The following is an 18,702-nucleotide window of genomic DNA, read 5'->3' as shown; positions in this document are numbered from 1 at the left end:
GTGCCGGCCGGCGGGGCGCCGGGCGGTGCGCCCCGCCGACCGTCTCAACCGGTCCGTCTGACCAGGGTGCCGGTCGGGTGCCGCCCGGTGACCGGAGCGGCCGGCGCCGAGAACGACGAGCCGGTGTAGGTGGTGCCGGGACGGGCCACCGTCCCGCTCACGCGGATGGCGCTCGGCGGGGACGCGGCCAGCGCCGACGCGATGGCGGCCTGGGCGTCGCGGCGTCGCCGGTTCCAGGCGCCGCGGTCGCCGTCGAAGTAGCCCTGGCGGTAGCCGAAGCGGTATCCGATGCGGTAGCTCAGCTGGCCGTGCAGCCGACCGGCCGCGTAGCTGGCCGCGGCGAGCACCAGCACGAGGAAGATGGCGAGGAACGGGCTCATCGGGCGGCTCCCGGGTGCCGCCGGCGCCGCGTCACCGCTCCTCCGGCTCGGCCGGGGCCGGGTCGGCGAGCAGCCGGTCCAGGTCGTCGGTGCTGACCTCCTCGACCAGCTCGACGGTGATCCGGCAGCCGTCCACGACCACCTCCGCCACCGACGACCGGCGGATCTCACCGCCGGCGTCGTAGACCCGCACGCTCAGCTCTGGGCAGCCGAGATGGGTACGCCAGGCGTTCCACTCGGCGCGGTCGCCGACGCTCAACGAGAGGTAACGGCAGCCCCGGGCGAGGTAGAGCCGCCAGGGGGCGCTCAGGCCGGCGGCGACGCCCTCCGCGATCAGGCCGAAGGCCTGGGCACGCGTCGCGAGTTCGGTCACCGCACCCCCCTCGGACCGGGGGCGTGACGCATGTGAGCACCAATCGTCTCAGGCACGTGACACACCGTAGAATGTCCCATGGGCGTGACAGTATCAGCTTTTCGTCCGTTCGCCGCGACACCTACGGGCATCTATTCTGCCCAGGTGATGCCCCTCAGGAGCGGCGCTGGATCGTTAACCGGGAATCCGAGTTCGCCGTCACGTTCGCGTGACAACAGCGTGCCTGGGATCCCGTCCACGTCGGACTGGTCGTACCGTCACGACGTGACCGAGACGGCCAACGCACGGAAGATCGCCTTCGCCACCTTCGTCCGACGCGCGCTCGACGAGGCGCGGGCAACCCGGGCCTGGAGCGGCACAGAGGTCTCCCGACGCACCGGCGTCTCCCGCCAGACCATCAACCGCTGGGTCCGCGGCGACTGGGCCAGCGACCCGGAGGCCGAACGGGTGGTCGCCTTCTGCGAGGGCCTGGGACTCAACCCGGCCGCCGCGTTCGCCGCCCTCGGCTGGGACCGGACGGCCGGCACTCCCCGCACCAACCAACCCACCCCTCCCATGGACCCCGACGTGGAGGCGCTGTTGCGCCGGCTCGTCGACCCCAACGTGTCGGACGCGGAGAAGTTCCACATCCGGGAAACCATCCGATACCTCGCGTATCGCCCGACCCTCCCCGTGGATGTCCGAAAACGCGGTGAACAGGCCGGGTAGTTCCTCAGATGGCGAAAGAACGGCAGGTCAGACTCATTCGTTTCGCTCCGGGGCAGGAAAGGGCACGCTAGCGTCCCTATTCGTACTGCTTGGGCTCGTCGTCGGCGGGGGACGGGACAAGGCCGAACCCAGCCCTGCGGGACAGAAGGAGGGGTCTGTCCATGACCCTGAAATGGTTGGCAGTCGTGGTGGCCACGGTGTCGGTGACACTGTGCGCCACCGGCAACGTGGTCACACTCGCGGTCGACGGCGGGAACCTTCCCGTGCTCGTCAACCTCTTCGCGCTCACCGCGGCCGGCACCGCCGTCGTCCTGGCCGTGCTCGCGGAGTTGCACGAGCGGCTGAACGACCGCGTCAGCGCGCTCACCGAGTTCCTGGTGGCCCGGCTCAACGAGATCGAGTCGCGCGCCGGTGACCGCAACACCGGGTTCGTGGAGGGTTACCTGCTGAGCCACGGTCAGGAGGCGACGGTCGTGCCGTTCGGACGGCGCGGACGGGAGGCCGCCGAACGCTGATCTCCCACCGGGTCGCACGGTCCCGCTCGGCCACGATTGAGCCGCCGGAGCCGGGGTACGCTGACGCGCGTGCCGCCGTTGAATGTGGGCAACCAGCCGCCGAGGACCCCCGTGAACGCCGACGAGGCGTGGCGGGCGACCGCCGGCCGGGCGTCCGGGACCATCCTCTTCTTCGACTTCGACGGCACGCTCGCGCCGGTGGGGGACGACCCGACCGCGGTGCAGCCCGCGCCGAAGGTGCTGGCCGCCATCGAGCCGCTCGCTCCGCTCGTACGCCGCATCGCCATCGTCTCTGCCCGGCCGGTGGAGTTCCTCCGCGACCGCCTCGGCGGGCTCGCCGGGGTGGACCTCTACGGCCTCTACGGCCTGGAGCACAGCCACTCGGGCGGTGAGACGGTCACCGAACCCGCGGCGCTGCCGTGGGTGCCCACGATGGCCGACCTCGCCGACCTGGCCCGCACCGAGCTTCCCCTGGGCACGCTGGTCGAGTTCAAGCGCCTGTCCGTGGCCCTGCACTGGCGCACCGCGCCGCAGCTCGGCGAGGCGGTGCAGGAGTGGGGGCGCGCCCAGGCCGACCGGCTCGGGCTGCGGGTGCAGGGCGGCCGGATGGTGCTGGAGCTGAAGCCCCCCGTCGACCGGGACAAGGGCATGGTGATCGGCGAGGTCATCCGGGACGCGGGCGCCGCCTGGTACTTCGGCGACGACGTCTCCGACATCAAGGCGTTCACGGCGTTGCGGGCGCGTGCCGCCGCCGATCCGGACTTCCTGGGCGTCTGCGTGGCGGTCGCCAACCCGGAGACCGGGCAGGAGGTGGCCGACGCGGCCGACCTCACGATCGACTCCCCCGCCGCCCTCGGCGACTTCCTCGCCCGGGCCGCCCAACAGCTCCGCTAGCCGGCCTGCCCCTCGGGCGGGTGCGGTCCGCCGTCAGCCGGGCCGTGGTCGGCGGCCGGCGCGGTCAGGCGCCGTACCGACGCTGGCGGTTGGCGTACGAGCGCAGGGCGCGCAGGAAGTCGATGTGCCGGAAGTCGGGCCAGTTCAGCTCGCAGAAGTAGAACTCGGAGTGCGCCGACTGCCAGAGCATGAAGCCGGAGAGCCGCTGCTCGCCGCTCGTCCGTATCACCAGGTCCGGGTCCGGCTGGCCACGGGTGTAGAGGTGTTCCGCGATGTGCTCGACGTCCAGTTCCTCGGCCAGCTCCTCGAGGGTGCCGCCGGCCGCCGCGTGCTCCAGCAGCAACGAGCGCACCGCGTCGATGATCTCGCGCCGGCCGCCGTAGCCGACCGCGATGTTGACCTCGGCCCCGCCGCTGCGGCCCTGGGTGCGCTCCTCGGCCGCCTTCAGGGCGGCGGCGGTCGACGCGGGGAGCAGGTCGAGCGCGCCGACCATCCGCAGCCGCCACGGATTGCCCTCCTCGGCGAGTTCCACCACCAGATCCTCAATGATCTTGAGGAGCGGGTCGAGCTCGCTGGCCGGGCGCCGGAGGTTGTCGGTCGCCAGCAGGTAGAGGGTGACGTGCTCGATGCCGGCCTGGTCACACCAGCCCAGCACGTGCTTGATCTTGGCGGCGCCGACCCGGTGCCCGTCGTTCGGGTCGACGAAGCCCATCTCCCTGGCCCACCGACGGTTGCCGTCGCACATGACTCCGACGTGCCGGGGCACCGGCTTGCCCACGAGCTTCGCCTTGAGGCGTCGCTCGTACAGGGAGTAGACGAGGTTCCGAAGAGACATCATCTAGCAGCGTAGCGACCGACCGGACGGCTCAACGCCCCGAGGCTCATCCCGCGCCGGAAGACCGATGCCGATCATCGCGAGGGTGCGCACGTCCAGCCGTCCGTCACCCAACCCCAGCTCGACGATGCTGTGGTAGACCCGGTCGTCCCGCCGGGCCGCCCGGACCGCCGCGTCGACCACCCGCCGGCGCCGGGCCAGCCAGGCGGCCACCGAGCTGTGCCGCAGGTGCCGGCCGAGGCGGCGGCGCAGGGTGTCGGCGTACCGGCGGGCGGCCCGGTCGGGCGACCCGGCCGCCGCGGTGCCGGCCAGCAGACCGGACAGCAGGGCGTAGAAGATCCCCTCCCCGGTGAACGGGTTGACCAGCGAGAGGGCGTCACCGGCCAGCAGCACCCGGCCCCGGCCGGGCGGGGGGCGGTGCGTCGACAGCGGGAGGTGGTGGGCGCGCAGCCCCTCGACCGTGCCCGGGTCGGTGTCCGGCAGCAGCGCGGCCAGCCGGTCGAGCAGGTGCGCCCGGGTCAACGGCTCGCTCCGCAGCACCTCCCCGTACCCGACGTTCGCCCGCCCGTCACCGATGGGGAAGGACCAGGCGTACGCGGGCCAGCGCGCCCCCGAGGTGACGATGAGCTGCTCCGGCGGGCCGGGCAGCGCCGGAGCGTACCCCCGGATGGCCAGCGCGAGGTGCCGGTCCGGGTTCACCGGGTGCCCGAGCGCGCGGCGGACGACGGACCCGGCACCGTCCGCGCCGACGACGACCCGGGCCGCCACCTCGCCGTCGAGCACCACCCGGTCCGCGCGCTGCGCGACGCGGCGGACCGTGTGCCGGCGCAGCTGCGCACCCGCCGCCACCGCCGCGGCCACCAGCCGGGCGTCGAAGACCGTCCGGGGCACGGTGTACGCGGGCCGGGGCAGCCGCCGGGCCACCGCGCCGCCGCCGGGGCCGACCAGCCGCAGCGCCGGCAGGGGCGGGTAGCCGGCGACCGCGTCGGGCACCCCCAGTTCGTCGAGGACGTCCAGCGCGTGTGCGGCGATCCCGTCACCGCACGCCTTGTCCCGCGGGAAGTCGGCCCGGTCGAGCAGGAGCACCCGGGCGCCGGCGCGCCGGGCCGCCAGTGCGGCCGCCGACCCCGCCGGCCCCGCCCCGACCACCACCACGTCGAACTCGTCGTCCACCGTGCCGCCCTCCTCCCGCCCGCCGTCACCCCGGGGCGGCCGGCGTCGCGCGCCGCCCCAGGGTGACCGAGACCACAGCCACATACTGCCCGGTCTCCGCACGCGAGCGCCGGCAGCGCACCGGCACGTCGCCGGGCGGCGTAGGGCGGGATCGCCCGGCGCCTCCCCTGGCGCGCGGCACCGGGCGGGAGGAGCTGGTACCTGGCCGCGCCACGCCGGCTCGCGGCATCCAGTGGTGATGGGGACGCTGTCGAGCTGCCCCACATCCGGGGCAGCTCGACAGCGCCGTCAACAGCGCCGATTCCTGGCCGGTCGCCGGCCCAGAATGATCGCCTCGTCGATCCAGCCGTACGCCGCCCACCGCGCCGACGCGCACACGGCGACGGCCGCCGGACCTCGCGGGTCTCGGCGGCCGTGCCGATCGATGCCCGGCCTGCGGGCGCTCGCGTCTATCGCTGCGGCTGCTCCGCGTCGAGCCGGGCGCGCAGGGCGTCCAGTTCGGCCCAGAGGACGCCCGGCAGCTTGTCACCGAACTTCTCGAACCACTCGGTGACCAGCGGCAGCTCGTTACGCCACTCCTCCGGGTCGACCTTGAGCGCGATCCGGACGTCCTCGGGCGTCATGTCCAGGCCCTCGACGTCCAGCGCGTCCGGCGCGGGCACCATGCCGATCGGGGTCTCGACGGCCTCGGCGCGCCCCTCGATCCGCTCGATGATCCACTTGAGCACGCGGGAGTTCTCGCCGAAGCCCGGCCACAGGAAGTTGCCCTCCGGGTCCTTGCGGAACCAGTTGACGTAGTAGATCCGTGGCAGCTTCGACTCGTCGCCGTTGGCGCCCTTGCCCATCTCGATCCAGTGCCGGAAGTAGTCGCCGGCGTGGTAGCCGATGAAGGGCAGCATCGCCATCGGGTCGCGGCGCACCACGCCGACGGCGCCGGACGCGGCGGCGGTCGTCTCCGACGAGAGCGTCGCACCCATGTAGACGCCGTGCACCCAGTCACGGGCCTCGGTCACCAGCGGGACGGTGTCCCGACGGCGCCCACCGAAGAGGATCGCGTCGATCGGCACGCCGTTCGGGTCGTAGTAGTCCTCGGCGAGGATGGGGCACTGGGTGATCGGCGTGCAGAAGCGGCTGTTCGCGTGCGAGGAGAGGCTGTCGCTCTCCGGCGTCCAGTCGTTGCCCTTCCAGTCGATGAGGTGCGCCGGCGGCTCACCCATCCCCTCCCACCAGATGTCCCCGTCGTCGGTGAGGGCCACGTTGGTGAAGATGGAGTTGCCGCGGTCGAGCGTCCGCATCGCGTTCGCGTTGGTCTTCCAGTCCGTGCCGGGCGCCACGCCGAACAGGCCGTACTCGGGGTTGATGGCGTAGAGCCGGCCGTCCGGGCCGAACCGCATCCAGGCGATGTCGTCGCCGATCGTCTCGACCTTCCAGCCGGGGATGGTCGGCTCCAGCATGGCGAGGTTCGTCTTGCCGCACGCCGACGGGAACGCGCCGGCGATGTGGTAGACCCGCCCCTCCGGAGAGGTGATCTTCAGGATGAGCATGTGCTCGGCGAGCCAGCCCTCGTCCCGCCCCATGACGCTGGCGATCCGCAGCGAGTAGCACTTCTTGCCGAGCAGCGAGTTGCCGCCGTAGCCGGAGCCGTACGACCAGATCTCCCGCGTCTCCGGGAAGTGCGAGATGTACTTGGTCTCGTTGCAGGGCCAGGCAACGTCCTTCTGCCCCGGCGCGAGCGGCGCGCCGATGGAGTGCAGCGCGTGGACGAAGTCCGCGTCGTTCCCCATGGCGTCGAGGATCTTCTTGCCCATCCGGGTCATGATGCGCATCGAGGCGACCACGTACGGGCTGTCCGTGATCTCCACGCCGAACATGGGCTTCTCGGCCTCGACCGGCCCCATGCAGAACGGGATCACGTACATCGTCCGGCCTCGCATCGAACCCCGGTAGAGGTCCGTCATGATGCGCTTCATCTCGGCCGGCGCCATCCAGTTGTTGGTGGGGCCGGCGTCCGCCTCGTCGACCGAGCAGATGAAGGTGCGCTCCTCGACCCGGGCCACGTCAGACGGGTCGGTACGGGCGTAGAAGGAGTTGGGCTTCTTCTCCGGGTTCAGCCGGATCAGGGTGCCGGCCTCCACGAGCTCGTCGGTGAGGCGGCGCCACTCCTCGTCGGAACCGTCCACCCAGACGACCCGGTCGGGCGTCGTCAGTTCTGCGACCTCACGCACCCAGGCGAGCAGTTTCGGATGGGACGTCGGGGCCTGATCGATACCCCGAACAGTAGCCGGAGCAACCATGACACATCTCCTTGTGGTCGACGCTGACCGATGTATGGGATGCACGAGTCTGGGCGGGGCGGGAACCGCTTCGCCTTCGTGGAAACCTGGGATTGGGCTCAGCGTAAACCGGGCAGCCTCCCCAGTCAGTGGGACTGGTTGTGAAGAACTGCACAAGGTACGGCCACGCTGCGGCATCGCGAGCTGATACCCGTTTTTGCGCGCAGTTTCACGCAAATCCTGCGGTGAACCTTCGACGACGCCCGTCGCGCCCGTGTCTCGGCGGCGCCCCGAACCGTGTGACACCCCGGGGGCGTACGACTTCCGCCGTTCCATCCCGCGACCGTCGCCGGAGCGACTACGCTGCGTTCATGTCCACCACGGACGCCGCGGGCCCCGCCGATGCCGGCCGCCCGCGCTCGCCGTTGCTACCCGTGCCGCGTGCCACCAGCCGGTAGGCTCGGCGGGTGGCCGCGACGATGACGGGAGAGACTCCGGGCTCTCCACAGACCCGCACGGGTCCGGTCCGCGCACTGGTCGACCGTTTCGGCCATCTGGTCCGGGAGCTGAGCAAGTTCGCCACGGTCGGCGGCGTCGCCTTCCTGATCGACTTCGCGTTGTTCAACTACCTGACGGTGGCGCAGAGCCTGGAGCAGGTGACCGCGAAGACCATCTCCACCGTGATCGCGGCGACCGTGGCGTTCGTCGGCAACCGCTTCTGGACGTGGCGCCACCGCCAGCGCAGCAACCCCGCCCGCGAGTACGCGCTGTTCTTCTTCTTCAACGGCGTGGGCCTCGGCATCGCCGTCGCGTGCCTCGCGATCAGCCGTTACGGGCTGGGTAGCCTCTGGCCGGAGGTGTTCCGCACACCCCTCGCCGACAACATCGCCAGCTTCATCGTGGGCACCGGGCTCGGGACGCTGTTCCGGTTCTGGTCCTATCGACGGTTCGTCTTCCCGGAAGCGGGAACCCCAGCCGTACCGGAAGTGACGTACGACCGAGATCGCGGGGCGTGATCTGCCGCCCAGTCCGTTCGGCCGGAACCTGCCGGCCCAAACCACTGCCCTAAGGTGTTCTGCCATGCGTCTTGTCCGTCTGCTGCCCGAGCGATGGCAGAAGTTCGTCCACGAGGCGCTCAAATTCGGCATCGTCGGTGGCATCAACACCGTCATCAATTACGCCGTGTTCAATGCGCTGGCACTGACCGTTTTCGTCGACGGCCAGCTGAAGGCGACCGTGGTGGCCACGATCGTGGCGACCATCACGTCGTATCTGATGAATCGTCACTGGACGTACCGGGATCGGCCGAAATCAGCGATCCGGCGCGAGTACGCCCTGTTCTTCCTCTTCAATGCGACGGGCCTGCTCATCGAGCTGGGCGTGCTGGCGGCCGCCAAGTACGGCCTCGGCGTGACCAGCCTGCTGGCGCTGAACGTCGCCAAGACCGGCGGCGTGCTGCTGGCCACGCTGTTCCGCTTCTGGTCCTACCGGACGTTCGTCTTCCAACCCGCGCCCGCTCCCGCCGAGAAGACCTGGCACAGCATCCCGCGGGACGAGTGGGACACGATGGCCGAGATGGACCCGGTCGCCGAGCTGGCCGAGTCGATCTCCGAGCTGGAGGAGGAAGAGGAGCCGGACGACCAGCCCGGACGCGCCGCAGCCTCGACGACGAACGGGAGTTCCACGACGCCGCCGCCGCGCAAGCGCCTCGCTTCGCTGGACCCTCGGCTCGCCGGCGGGGACCTGGACGCCGAACTGGCGGCCGAACTCGCACCGGTCACCCGGCCACGCCCCCGCCGCTGACCCCACCACGCACGTCGAGTGGTGATCGCCCGCCACGGCGTGTCGCGACGGCAACTCCATGGTCAACGGGCCGCCGGCGGGACGTCAGGCCGTGGGGTCGCGCAGCGGCTTGCCCTCCCGCATGTCGGCGAGGATCTCCCGCATCTCCCCGTCGCCGAGCGAGTGCTTGTCGTGCTGCGCCTCGACCAGCTCGTAGAGCTTCGTCTGCACCTGCCCGACACGCGGCACGTCGACGAGGACGGACTGGCCGCGTTCACCCGCCGACTCGATGGTCAGCGTGCCGCAGCCGAGCAGCCGCTCGACGAACCGCTGGCTCATCGAGTGGTCGTTGACCCGGGTGAGCGGGATGTCCCGCCGGTCCCGGGAGAAGACGCCGTGTTGGAGCAGCACCCGCTCGTTCGTGAAGAGGTAGTGGGTGGTCCGCCAGACCAGGAACGGCCAGAGCGCGAACCACAGCACCGCCACCAGGGCGAGCGCACCGATCACGGCCAGCGCGACGGACCCGCCACCGCCGGAGGGGAGCAGGACGACGCCGGCCACCACCGCGGCGACGGCCAGCACCAGCACCACGACCGGCCGGATGAGGGCCTTCCAGTGGGGGTGCAGGTGCAACACGACATGCTCGTCCTCGGTGAGCACGTCCTCGGGGAACGCCACGCGAACCTCCTCGCAGGAACGGACGGGGTGACCGTAACCGGTCACCGCCCGTAGGGCCATCAGCCGCGCGGCCGACCCTCACCCTTCCCCGCGATCTTGCACTTCGGGCCCCGTGTTCGCACCCTTTGACCCCTTTCGCCCGGGCACAAACTGCAAGATCGCGGGGAAGGGGGGCGGGGTCAGCGCAGGTGGAGCACGTCGCCCGCCGCGAGGTGGCGTTCACCCTCGGCGGTGTCGACCACGAGCTGCCCGTCCGGGTCCACCCCGGTCGCCGTGCCGGTCAGCTCCCCGCCGCCGGGCAGCAGCACCCGCACCGGACGGTCGATCGTGGCGCAGGCGTCCACGTACGCGTCCCGCAGGCCGCTCGCGACCGCGTCCCCGCCGGCGGCCCGCCAGCGGTCGTACCAGTCGGCCACCGAACGCAGCAGCGCCCGCAGCAGCGGGTCCCGGTCGGTGGCCGCGGCACCGGCCAGTTGCAGCGAGGTGGCCGGCAGGCCCGTCGGGTTCTCCGGCAGCTCGTCGGCGCGGAGCGTCACGTTGAGGCCGATGCCGACGACGACGGCCGGCGGCTGATCCGGGGCCGTGCCGGGCAGCGCCTCGGCGAGCACACCCGCGCACTTGGCGTCGCCGATGAGCAGGTCGTTCGGCCACTTCAGCACGGCCTCCAGCTCGGCCAGGCGGGCCACCGCCTCGACGAGCGCCACGCCGGCCAGCAGCGGCAGCCAGCCGTACGCCGTGGTGGGGACGGCCGCCCAGCCGCGGTCCGCGACGGCCTCCCCGGGCCGGAGCAGGACGCTCGTCGCGATCCCGGCCCGCGGCGGCGACTGCCAGACCCGGCCCCGGCGCCCCCGCCCGGCGGTCTGCCGCTCGGCGACGACCACCAGCCCCTCGGGTTCACCGGCCCGCGCCGCCTCGGCCACGTCGGCGTTGGTCGAGCCGGTCTCCACGCGCAGGTCCAGCCGGGCCCAGGGACCGTAGGGGGCGACCAGCGCCCGGCGCAGCCGCGCCGCCGACAGCGGCGGGCGGTCCAGATCGGTGTACGGGGAGCCCGGCATCCCGCCAGCCTACGGGCCGGACGGGCAGCCGGTGGTGAGGTGTACTGCACAGCGTCCCGGTCCTGAACCATCGTTATATTCCCTGGGTGACTACCGACACCGGGACGAACATCCACACCACGGCGGGCAAGCTGGCGGACCTGGAGCGCCGGGTCGACGAGGCGGTGCACGCGGGGTCGGCGCGGGCCGTCGAGAAGCAGCACGCCCGGGGCAAGAAGACCGCCCGGGAACGGATCGAGCTGCTGCTCGACGAGGGCTCCTTCGTCGAGCTGGACGAGCTGGCCCGGCACCGGTCCACGAACTTCGGCCTGGAGCGGACCCGCCCGTACGGCGACGGCGTGGTCACCGGCTACGGCACCGTGGACGGACGGCAGGTCTGCGTCTTCGCCCAGGACTTCACCGTCTTCGGCGGCTCCCTCGGCGAGGTCTTCGGCGAGAAGATCGTCAAGGTGATGGACCTGGCCATGAAGATCGGCTGCCCGGTGATCGGCATCAACGACTCCGGCGGCGCCCGGATCCAGGAGGGCGTGGTCAGCCTCGGCCTCTACGGCGAGATCTTCTTCCGCAACGTCCGCGCCTCCGGGGTCATCCCGCAGATCTCGCTGGTGATGGGGCCCTGCGCGGGTGGGGCCGTCTACTCGCCCGCGGTCACCGACTTCACCGTGATGGTCGACCAGACCTCGCACATGTTCATCACCGGGCCCGACGTCATCAAGACCGTCACCGGCGAGGACGTGGGCATGGAGGAGCTGGGCGGCGCCCGCACCCACAACACCCGCAGCGGCAACGCGCACTACCTCGCCAGCGACGAGGAGGACGCGATCGAGTACGTCAAGGCGCTGCTGTCGTACCTGCCCTCGAACAACCTGGACGAGCCGGTCGTCTACGACACGCCCGCCGAGCTGGACGTCACCGACGCCGACCGGGAGCTGGACACCCTGATCCCGGACTCGGCGAACCAGCCGTACGACATGCACCGCGTCATCGAGCACGTCCTCGACGACGGCGAGTTCCTGGAGGTCCAGCCGCTCTACGCGCAGAACATCGTGGTCGGCTTCGGCCGGGTCGAGGGCCGGCCGGTCGGCGTGGTGGCGAACCAGCCCATGCACTTCGCCGGCACGCTGGACATCGCGGCGTCGGAGAAGGCCGCCCGGTTCGTGCGCACCTGCGACGCGTTCAACATCCCGGTGCTGACCTTCGTGGACGTACCGGGCTTCCTCCCGGGCACCGGGCAGGAGTGGGACGGCATCATCCGCCGGGGCGCGAAGCTCATCTACGCGTACGCCGAGGCCACCGTCCCGAAGGTCACCGTCATCACCCGCAAGGCGTACGGCGGGGCGTACGACGTGATGGGTTCCAAGCACCTCGGCGCGGACCTGAACTTCGCCTGGCCGACCGCGCAGATCGCCGTGATGGGCGCGCAGGGCGCCGTGAACATCCTGTACCGCTCGGAACTCGCGAACGCCGAGGACCCGGCCGCGCTGCGCGCCGAGAAGATCGCCGAGTACGAGGACACGCTCGCCAACCCGTACGTCGCCGCCGAGCGCGGGTACGTCGACTCGGTCATCCCGCCGCACGAGACGCGCACCCAGATCGTCCGGGCGCTGCGGGTGCTGCGCACCAAGCGCGAGACGCTGCCGCCGAAGAAGCACGGCAACATCCCGCTGTAGGTGGTGTGGAGGGGCCCCGCCACCGGGTGGCGGGGCCCCTCGCGCTGTGTGGGCTCGCGTCCCGGGCCCGGCAGTCGGCCGGGCGCAGGAGCGCGACGGTCGGCCGGGCGCACGAGCGCGACGGTCGGCCGGGCGCACGAGCGCGGCGGTCGGGCCGGCCCGACGCCCGGGTTCACGGCCCGGCTCAGCAGCCCGGGTTGGCGGCCAGGCACATCCGGCGCGCCGCGACCCCGGCGAGCTGGATCAGTTCCGCCTCGGTGCCCTGCTTGAGGAACAGGACGGTGACCAGGTCGCCGACCCGCACGACGGCCGTGTCGGTCGGCGCCGACGCATCGCCGACCGTCCTGCCGGTCGCCACGTCGCGCGGCGGTGACACGGAGTGGCGGAGCACGGCGGCGTCGTCCCCGGCGAAGCCCCGCCGGACGACCTGCCACCGGTGCACGGCCTCCGCCGTGCCGGTCCGCCCCTTCGCCTCGTACGGTCCGCGGCTGCGCCACTGCGCGCAGGGAGCGAGCATGGCGTCGAGGTCGGTGAAGAAGGTACGGGCCTCCTCCGGCGTCAGCCGGTAGACCTCCTGCACCACCAGGATGTCGGAGAGCCGGTTCTCGCCGCCCCCGGGGCGCTCCCGCAGCAGCGCCTGGGACCGCGACAGCCCCGCGGTCACGAGACTCGCGGGCAGCCCCTGGTCCGTCCGGCACGCGGTCAACTGGGACGAGACCACGACGTCGCCACCGAGGCCGGACTCGCTGAGTTCGACAGTGGTCCGCTGCGGCAGGTCGGCCGACTGCAGCAGCGCGTCCGGGGTGATCTCGGTACGAGGCGGCACGCCGGGAGTCGCGGAGGCGGCGGCCGGCGGCGCCGGGGCGGGGCCGGGGGCGACGAACGCGACCGCGGACCCGCCGGCCAGGGCCAGCAGCACGGTCGCGACCAGCACGTTCCGCCGGGTACGCCGCCGCGCCACGGCCCGGATCTCCTCGGGCGGCGGCCAGCGCACGTCCCGCAGCTCCCGCCGCACCCGTTCGACGAACCTCAGGTCGTCACGCATCAGCGGCCTCCTCCAGGTCAGAGACGGCGAGCAGCCCGGCGAGCGCGGCGCGCCCGCGGGAGAGTCGGGCCTTGACCGTGCCGACCGGGGCGTCGGTCTCCCGGGCGACCTCGGCGACCGGCATGCCGAGCAGGTAGTAGAGCGCGAGGGCGGTCCGCTGCTCCTCGGGCAGGCGGCGCAGGGCGGCCACCACCTCGACGGTCTCGGTGCCCGGCGGCGGGACGGTCTCGGTGGCACCGTGCCGCAGGTACGCGCGGGCGCGGCTGCGCAGGCTCCGCCACCGGCTCACCGCGATCCGCGTGGCCACCACCCGCACCCACGCCTCCGGGTCGTCGTATCCGCTCACCGTCGACCAGCGCTGCCAGGCCCGGATGTACGCCTCCTGCACGGCGTCCTGCGCCTCGGCGAGGTTGCCGGTGAGCACGAAGACGAAGCCGAGCAGCCGTTGCCGGCTGCCCTGGTAGAACTCGTCGAACCCGTCGACGTCCGGCACCTGGTTACCTCCCCCGTGGCGGTCGCAGGGGACACGCGTGGGGCGGTGCCGGCGGTTGCCCGCTCACCCGAGCATTTTCGCCGCCCGGCGCCCGCGACCCGGCGCCCGGCGCCCCCGGCCCGGCGCCCGGCGCGCGCCCGCGGCCCGCCGCCCGTGCACCCCGCCCGCCCCGCTCCTGCCTCAGGCGGTGAGGGGGTTGTCGCGCAGCAGGGGGTCGGCGAGAAGCGTGGCGCCGACGGCCAGCACGGCGAGGTTGACCAGGGCGAAGACGGTGACCCAGAAGAACGCCGGGAACGGGGTGAGCCCGGCGAGCTGGTCGGCGTCCGAGGCGGGCATCCGGCCCCGGGACCGCAGCCGTTGCAGCTCGACCACGGGCCGTATCCCCCCGAGCAGGAGGAACCACACCCCGGTGTACGCGAACGCGGCCTGCACCTGCGGCGAGGCGTACCACGAGACGGCGAGCACCACCCCGCCGGTGACCAGCAGCGACACCACGCCGAACGCGTTGCGGACCATCACGAGCATGGCGAGCAGCAGCACGACGGCCACCCACAGCAGCAGCGTGATGCGGTTGCCGCCGAGCAGCCAGGCACCGGCCAGGCCGATCAGCGGCGGGGCGACGTACCCGGCGAGCAGGGTGAGGACCATGCCGAGCCCGGTGGGTCGCCCGGCGGAGAGGGTGAGCCCCGAGGTGTCCGAGTGCAGCCGGATGCCCCGCAGTCTGCGGCCGGAGAGCAGGGCCACCAGCGCGTGCCCGCCCTCGTGGGCGATGGTGATGGCGTTGCGGGCGATCCGCCACGGCAGGCGGGTGGAGACCACCAGGAGCGCCACGACCCCGGTCACCACGACCAGCAGCGGCGGGGGGTCGGGCTGCGCGCCGAACAGCCGGTCCCACAGGTCGGTCAGCCCGTCGAACGACACCATGGGGCGCGAGCCTACCGGCACGTCGAGCCGGAGACCGACTCCGTGACCCAGCGTGGTACGCCGGGTACGGGCCGTCCAGCGTACGGCTGTCCACCCCACCGCCAATGAAAGTTTCTTTTGATCCCCTTGCGATCTTGGGTGGTTACCTCCAAAGATTTCCATCAATCGATAGGCTCCTTGGAGGCACCCATGTCCCGTACCAGATCACCACTGCGTCGGTTCCTCGCGGCCGGCCTCACCGTCGTCGCCACCGCGGCCGCCGCGCTCGTCGCCACCGCCGTCCCGGCCGCCGCCGCCACCGTGGCGGGCATCGACGTCTCCCGCTACCAGGGCAGCATCAACTGGACCAGCGTCCGCAACGCCGGCATCGAGTTCGCCTTCATCAAGGCCACCGAGGGCACGAGCTACAAGGACCCGAACTTCAACGCCAACTACACGAACGCCTACTACGCCGGCGTCATCCGCGGGGCGTACCACTTCGCCCGGCCGAACATCTCCTCCGGCGCCGTCCAGGCCAACTACCTCGCGTCCAACGGCGGGGCCTGGTCGGCGGACAGCCGTACCCTTCCCGCGGCCCTGGACCTGGAGGCCAACCCCTACAGCGGCGGCTACTGCTACGGCCTCAGCACCACCGCCATGCGCAACTGGGTGCAGGACTTCCTCAACACCTACCGGTCGCGCACCGGCCGCTACGCCGTCATCTACACCACCACGAGCTTCTGGAACCAGTGCACCGGCAGCTGGACCGGGCCGTGGGGCAACCACCCGCTGTGGCTCGCCCGCTGGGCCAGCACGCCCGGCACCCTGCCCGCCGGCGCGCCGTTCTGGAGCTTCTGGCAGTACACGAGCAGCGGCAGCGTTCCCGGCATCAGCGGCGCCGTCGACCGCAACTACTGGAACGGTGACCGCTCCCGGCTGATCGCGCTGGCCAACAACACGGCCTGATCCGCCGATCCGCCTGGGGAGGCAGGTGGCGGCAGCGCGGACCTGTTCCGGCTGCCGCCACGGCTGTCTGTCGGGTCAGGCCCGGCGTCGGTCGAACGGCACCGCGACACGGGCGGGCATCGAGTCCTCGCGGGCGAGGGCGCCGCGCCGGCTCACCAGCCAGGCCCCCGCTCCGGCGACGGTGACGGTCACGACCGTGAGCAGCGCCATGAGCGCCGGCACGCCGACGCTGGCCAGGAGCAGGACCGCGTCGCCGAGCGCGACGAGCATCCACAGCGCCACCCGCGGCCGGCTGTCCCTCCGTCGGCAACCCATGTCGTCCCTCCTTCCGTCGTCGGGGGTACAGATACCCCGCACGACGGAAGGCCATGCGAACGACATTCGCAGTGGTGGGACCTACCGGTCGACGCGGTCCGGCACGAACCGCTTGGTGATCAGGTCGAAGTGGGGGAGGTTGGCCTCCCACTCGTTGGCCGCGACCTCCCACCGGATCGCGTAGCCCCGGTTGCTGGCGGTCACGAAGCCCCGGTTCCGCACGTGGATCCGGGTGCCGTCCCGCGTCTCCAACCAGTCCCAGTCCGCGCACGTGCGGTAGTAGTCGCACCGCTCGATGCTCAGGTACTGGTAGTTCCTGACGATCCCCTTCCGGTACGGCTCCTGCGCCTTCCAGTCGGCGTACGCATCCTTCTTCGGATGATCGGTCCACTGGATGAGCAGCTCTCCCACCCCGTTCGGGTCGGTGAAGATCACAGAGCTGCCGTTCGCCGATCGTCGCCAGCCCTCCGGAATCGGCAGTGCGAAACCGGCAGGGTCCCGGTGCATCCGCCAGCCGGCCGGCAGCGCGCTGGTGTCCGTCGGCGAGGCCGTCGGGGTTGGACTGGCCGTGGCGCTCGGCGCGGCACTGGTCGGGGGCGGTGGGGCCGGTGCGGAGGTCTGCGGTGCGGTCGGCGCGGCCGTGTTGGTGTTGCCGGCCTGGCGAGGGTCGGCGCCCTCGGGGTCGTCGCCGCTGGTCAGCAGCGGCACGATCACCGCGAGGCCCAGCAGGAGTACGACGACCAGCGCGCCGACCAGCAGGTTGCGCCGCCTGCGCTCGGGCGACGTACCGAAGATCGCCGGGATCGACGCCCGCCCCGACGGCCGGTCGGACCCGGTGGCCGTCCCACCGGCGGCGAGGCCCGGCAGCACGGAGGTCGGGGTGACCGGCCGGAACGCGGGAGCGCCCTCCCCCGTCCGCCGCTCGTCGGCCGGTTCCGCCGTGTCCTTCTTGCCGCCGGCCTTCGCCGGGACGTCCACCTTCGCCGTGGCGTCGGCGTCCGCTGCCGGACGGTCGGCGTCCAACGCCCCGGCCGGTCGGTCGGCCTCGCCGGACCCGGCCCGCGCCGGGTCGGCCGTCGTGGCGTCGGTGTCCCCCACCCCCGTCGGCGGGTCGACCTTCGTCGTCGGGTCGGCGTCCGAGGTGGACGACGGGCGGTCGACCTTCCTCGTCGGCTCGGCGTCCGACGTCAGGCCCCGACGGTCCACCTTCGCGGTGGGCGCGGCGTCCGTACCGGCGGGCATCTTCGCGGTGGCGTCCGCCGCGGGGCTCGCCGGAGCCGGCGGCGTCCGAGGGGCCGGTGGGGCCGCTGGCGGCTGGGCCCGCTCGGCCGGGCGCGGGGCCGGCACCACGGTGGGTCGCGGCACGCGCGGACCGTTCGGCCCCGGCCGGCGTACGCCGTCGAGCAGGGAGATGCCGCGGGCCCGCCGGCCGCTGGCGCGGCGCAGCATGCGCTCGGCCACCTCGGCGGTGATGCGCTCGCTCGGGTCCTTGCGGAGCAGGCCCTGCAGCACCGGCTTCAGCGGACCGGCGTTCTTCGGCGGCGGCAACGGTTCCGTGGCGAGCGCCGCCAGGGTGGCGATCGCCGACGGCCGGGCGTACGGCGACTTGCCCTCCACCGCCGCGTAGAGGGTGGCGCCCAGCGACCAGAGGTCGGCCTCCGGCCCGGCCGTGCCGTCGCGCGCCCGCTCCGGCGCGATGTACGCCGGCGAGCCGAGCACCATGCCGGTACGGGTGACGTTCGGGTCGCCGGGGATGGTGGCGAGGCCGAAGTCGGTAAGCACGACCCGGCCGTCGTGGCCGAGGAGCACGTTGCCCGGCTTGACGTCGCGGTGCATCACGCCCGCCCGGTGCGCCGCCTTCAACGCGCCGAGCACACCGAGCCCGATCTCGACGGCGCGGGCCGGTGACACCGGACCGGACTCCGCGATGGTGTCCTGTAACGACTTCGACGGGACGTACTCCATGACGATCCACGGATCGCCGTCGGTGCGCAGCACGTCGAAGATGCGGACGACGTTGATGTGGTTGAGGCGGGCGATCGCGCGCGCCTCCCGCAGCGACCGCTCCCGCATCTCGCGGCGTTCGTCGTCGGTGAGGCTGGGCGGCGGGACCAGTTCCTTGATCGCCACGTCGCGGTGCAGCACCTCGTCGCGCGCCTTCCACACCCGACCCATGCCGCCCTGACCGAGCGGCGAGATGAGCCGGTACCGGTCGGCGACGAGTTGGGGAAGCGCGTTCGACATCGCAGAGACGGTACCCGGCGACGCCGACAGGCACACCGCCGGCACGCCACACTGCGGCGAAGGTCAAGTTCCCCGGCGCGTACGCTGGTCGCATGTCTGCCGAAGAGCCGCTGTTCCGGGTCGTGCGCGGGGTCCCCACCGCGGAGGAACTGGCCGCGCTGGTGGGCGTGTTCGCCGTCCGTACCCGGCCGGCCGTCGCGCCCGCCCCCGTCACGACGTCGGCGTGGGCGCGCAGCGCGCGACCGGCCGGCGTCGGCGCGGTGCCCGGCCCCGGCGCCTGGCGCGCGTCCGGCCTGCCCCGCTGAGGCACCCACACTCGCCTGGCCCGTTCCCTCGTCACTCGCCTGGCCCGTTCCCTCGTCGGCCTGTCGCGGTCGGCGGCGTCCCCGCGTCTCGTCGT

The 18,702-nt window shown here is 72.5% G+C and carries 20 protein-coding genes; 8 read left to right on the top strand and 12 right to left on the bottom strand.

What is annotated here, in order from left to right; all coding sequences use genetic code 11:
• Positions 1–44 precede the first annotated feature (44 nt).
• Complete coding sequence (locus D7I43_RS07440; protein ID WP_120327649.1) at positions 45–380, bottom strand: hypothetical protein; 336 nt, start codon at positions 378–380, stop codon at positions 45–47.
• A gap of 31 nt (positions 381–411) precedes the next feature.
• Complete coding sequence (locus D7I43_RS07435; protein ID WP_120327648.1) at positions 412–753, bottom strand: hypothetical protein; 342 nt, start codon at positions 751–753, stop codon at positions 412–414.
• A 264-nt stretch (positions 754–1,017) separates the two neighbouring features.
• Between D7I43_RS07435 and D7I43_RS07430 the strand changes: the two genes are divergently transcribed.
• The 3 genes from D7I43_RS07430 (at position 1,018) to otsB (ending at position 2,870) form a co-directional block, all read left to right on the top strand.
• A complete protein-coding gene (locus D7I43_RS07430; protein ID WP_120327647.1) occupies positions 1,018–1,461 on the top strand; it encodes an XRE family transcriptional regulator in 444 nt (147 codons plus the stop codon).
• A 161-nt stretch (positions 1,462–1,622) separates the two neighbouring features.
• A complete protein-coding gene (locus tag D7I43_RS07425) occupies positions 1,623–1,976 on the top strand; it encodes a hypothetical protein (RefSeq protein WP_120327646.1) in 354 nt (117 codons plus the stop codon).
• A gap of 69 nt (positions 1,977–2,045) precedes the next feature.
• Positions 2,046–2,870 carry a trehalose-phosphatase gene (gene otsB / locus D7I43_RS07420; RefSeq protein ID WP_120327645.1) on the top strand — a complete coding sequence of 275 codons (825 nt, stop codon included), beginning with the start codon at positions 2,046–2,048 and terminating at the stop codon, positions 2,868–2,870.
• A 64-nt stretch (positions 2,871–2,934) separates the two neighbouring features.
• Here the strand turns inward: otsB and D7I43_RS07415 are convergent, their stop codons facing one another.
• The 3 genes from D7I43_RS07415 to D7I43_RS07405 all read right to left on the bottom strand — a co-directional run bounded on the left by D7I43_RS07415 (position 2,935) and on the right by D7I43_RS07405 (position 7,172).
• Positions 2,935–3,705: an isoprenyl transferase gene (locus tag D7I43_RS07415; RefSeq protein ID WP_120327768.1), complete on the bottom strand. Its 771-nt coding sequence runs from the start codon at positions 3,703–3,705 to the stop codon at positions 2,935–2,937.
• Between the two features lie 3 nt (positions 3,706–3,708).
• Positions 3,709–4,878 carry a geranylgeranyl reductase family protein gene (locus tag D7I43_RS07410; RefSeq protein WP_240032836.1) on the bottom strand — a complete coding sequence of 390 codons (1,170 nt, stop codon included), beginning with the start codon at positions 4,876–4,878 and terminating at the stop codon, positions 3,709–3,711.
• A gap of 449 nt (positions 4,879–5,327) precedes the next feature.
• Positions 5,328–7,172, bottom strand: coding sequence for a phosphoenolpyruvate carboxykinase (GTP) (locus D7I43_RS07405; protein ID WP_120327643.1), 1,845 nt, complete (start codon positions 7,170–7,172; stop codon positions 5,328–5,330).
• 458 nt (positions 7,173–7,630) lie between these two features.
• On the opposite strand from D7I43_RS07405, the gene D7I43_RS07400 reads away from it, so the two are divergent.
• Both D7I43_RS07400 and D7I43_RS07395 read left to right on the top strand, forming a co-directional pair.
• Positions 7,631–8,167 (top strand): GtrA family protein, encoded by a 537-nt coding sequence (locus D7I43_RS07400; RefSeq protein WP_120327767.1) that lies wholly within the window; start codon positions 7,631–7,633, stop codon positions 8,165–8,167.
• Between the two features lie 64 nt (positions 8,168–8,231).
• Positions 8,232–8,954, top strand: a complete 723-nt coding sequence (locus D7I43_RS07395) for a GtrA family protein (RefSeq protein ID WP_120327642.1) — start codon at positions 8,232–8,234, stop codon at positions 8,952–8,954.
• Positions 8,955–9,038: 84 nt separating this feature from the next.
• On the opposite strand, the gene D7I43_RS07390 is transcribed toward D7I43_RS07395, so the two are convergent.
• Positions 9,039–9,611, bottom strand: coding sequence for a PH domain-containing protein (locus D7I43_RS07390; protein WP_120327641.1), 573 nt, complete (start codon positions 9,609–9,611; stop codon positions 9,039–9,041).
• A 179-nt stretch (positions 9,612–9,790) separates the two neighbouring features.
• The gene (locus tag D7I43_RS07385; protein ID WP_120327640.1) at positions 9,791–10,666 is read right to left on the bottom strand and encodes a biotin--[acetyl-CoA-carboxylase] ligase; all 876 of its coding nucleotides are present in this window, start codon (positions 10,664–10,666) and stop codon (positions 9,791–9,793) included.
• 86 nt (positions 10,667–10,752) lie between these two features.
• On the opposite strand from D7I43_RS07385, the gene D7I43_RS07380 reads away from it, so the two are divergent.
• Entirely contained in the window at positions 10,753–12,336 is a 1,584-nt protein-coding gene (locus D7I43_RS07380; RefSeq protein ID WP_120327639.1) for an acyl-CoA carboxylase subunit beta, read from the top strand.
• A gap of 184 nt (positions 12,337–12,520) precedes the next feature.
• On the opposite strand, the gene D7I43_RS07375 is transcribed toward D7I43_RS07380, so the two are convergent.
• The 3 genes from D7I43_RS07375 to D7I43_RS07365 all read right to left on the bottom strand — a co-directional run bounded on the left by D7I43_RS07375 (position 12,521) and on the right by D7I43_RS07365 (position 14,798).
• Positions 12,521–13,381: a hypothetical protein gene (locus D7I43_RS07375; RefSeq protein ID WP_120327638.1), complete on the bottom strand. Its 861-nt coding sequence runs from the start codon at positions 13,379–13,381 to the stop codon at positions 12,521–12,523.
• Positions 13,374–13,874, bottom strand: a complete 501-nt coding sequence (locus D7I43_RS07370) for a SigE family RNA polymerase sigma factor (protein WP_120327637.1) — start codon at positions 13,872–13,874, stop codon at positions 13,374–13,376. Before D7I43_RS07370 ends, D7I43_RS07375 begins: the two co-directional genes overlap by 8 nt.
• Positions 13,875–14,054: 180 nt before the next feature.
• Positions 14,055–14,798: a M50 family metallopeptidase gene (locus D7I43_RS07365; protein WP_120327636.1), complete on the bottom strand. Its 744-nt coding sequence runs from the start codon at positions 14,796–14,798 to the stop codon at positions 14,055–14,057.
• Between the two features lie 189 nt (positions 14,799–14,987).
• On the opposite strand from D7I43_RS07365, the gene D7I43_RS07360 reads away from it, so the two are divergent.
• Positions 14,988–15,743: a GH25 family lysozyme gene (locus tag D7I43_RS07360; protein ID WP_120327635.1), complete on the top strand. Its 756-nt coding sequence runs from the start codon at positions 14,988–14,990 to the stop codon at positions 15,741–15,743.
• 75 nt (positions 15,744–15,818) lie between these two features.
• On the opposite strand, the gene D7I43_RS07355 is transcribed toward D7I43_RS07360, so the two are convergent.
• Together D7I43_RS07355 and D7I43_RS07350 are read right to left on the bottom strand one after the other, a co-directional pair.
• Positions 15,819–16,058 carry a hypothetical protein gene (locus D7I43_RS07355; RefSeq protein WP_120327634.1) on the bottom strand — a complete coding sequence of 80 codons (240 nt, stop codon included), beginning with the start codon at positions 16,056–16,058 and terminating at the stop codon, positions 15,819–15,821.
• Between the two features lie 81 nt (positions 16,059–16,139).
• Positions 16,140–18,302: a serine/threonine-protein kinase gene (locus D7I43_RS07350; RefSeq protein WP_120327633.1), complete on the bottom strand. Its 2,163-nt coding sequence runs from the start codon at positions 18,300–18,302 to the stop codon at positions 16,140–16,142.
• A 92-nt stretch (positions 18,303–18,394) separates the two neighbouring features.
• Between D7I43_RS07350 and D7I43_RS07345 the strand changes: the two genes are divergently transcribed.
• Positions 18,395–18,607, top strand: coding sequence for an acyl-CoA carboxylase subunit epsilon (locus D7I43_RS07345; protein WP_120327632.1), 213 nt, complete (start codon positions 18,395–18,397; stop codon positions 18,605–18,607).
• Positions 18,608–18,702: the final 95 nt, after the last annotated feature.

Source organism: Micromonospora globbae, from assembly GCF_003610785.1.
In the GTDB taxonomy this organism is placed as follows: domain Bacteria; phylum Actinomycetota; class Actinomycetes; order Mycobacteriales; family Micromonosporaceae; genus Micromonospora; species Micromonospora globbae.
Note: the sequence above shows the minus strand (reverse complement) of the source record. Positions and strands in the feature narration are given on the sequence as shown.

What these genes read in the sequence shown, in the direction of transcription:
- D7I43_RS07385 (WP_120327640.1), bottom strand. Translation starts at nt 10,666, where the DNA reads ATGCCGGGCTCCCCGTACACCGATCTGGACCGCCCGCCGCTGTCGGCG.
- D7I43_RS07365 (WP_120327636.1), bottom strand. Translation starts at nt 14,798, where the DNA reads ATGGTGTCGTTCGACGGGCTGACCGACCTGTGGGACCGGCTGTTCGGC.
- D7I43_RS07405 (WP_120327643.1), bottom strand. Translation starts at nt 7,172, where the DNA reads ATGGTTGCTCCGGCTACTGTTCGGGGTATCGATCAGGCCCCGACGTCC.
- D7I43_RS07355 (WP_120327634.1), bottom strand. Translation starts at nt 16,058, where the DNA reads ATGGGTTGCCGACGGAGGGACAGCCGGCCGCGGGTGGCGCTGTGGATG.
- D7I43_RS07400 (WP_120327767.1), top strand. Translation starts at nt 7,631, where the DNA reads ATGACGGGAGAGACTCCGGGCTCTCCACAGACCCGCACGGGTCCGGTC.
- D7I43_RS07395 (WP_120327642.1), top strand. Translation starts at nt 8,232, where the DNA reads ATGCGTCTTGTCCGTCTGCTGCCCGAGCGATGGCAGAAGTTCGTCCAC.
- D7I43_RS07345 (WP_120327632.1), top strand. Translation starts at nt 18,395, where the DNA reads ATGTCTGCCGAAGAGCCGCTGTTCCGGGTCGTGCGCGGGGTCCCCACC.
- D7I43_RS07375 (WP_120327638.1), bottom strand. Translation starts at nt 13,381, where the DNA reads ATGCGTGACGACCTGAGGTTCGTCGAACGGGTGCGGCGGGAGCTGCGG.
- D7I43_RS07425 (WP_120327646.1), top strand. Translation starts at nt 1,623, where the DNA reads ATGACCCTGAAATGGTTGGCAGTCGTGGTGGCCACGGTGTCGGTGACA.
- D7I43_RS07350 (WP_120327633.1), bottom strand. Translation starts at nt 18,302, where the DNA reads ATGTCGAACGCGCTTCCCCAACTCGTCGCCGACCGGTACCGGCTCATC.
- D7I43_RS07415 (WP_120327768.1), bottom strand. Translation starts at nt 3,705, where the DNA reads ATGTCTCTTCGGAACCTCGTCTACTCCCTGTACGAGCGACGCCTCAAG.
- D7I43_RS07440 (WP_120327649.1), bottom strand. Translation starts at nt 380, where the DNA reads ATGAGCCCGTTCCTCGCCATCTTCCTCGTGCTGGTGCTCGCCGCGGCC.
- D7I43_RS07360 (WP_120327635.1), top strand. Translation starts at nt 14,988, where the DNA reads ATGTCCCGTACCAGATCACCACTGCGTCGGTTCCTCGCGGCCGGCCTC.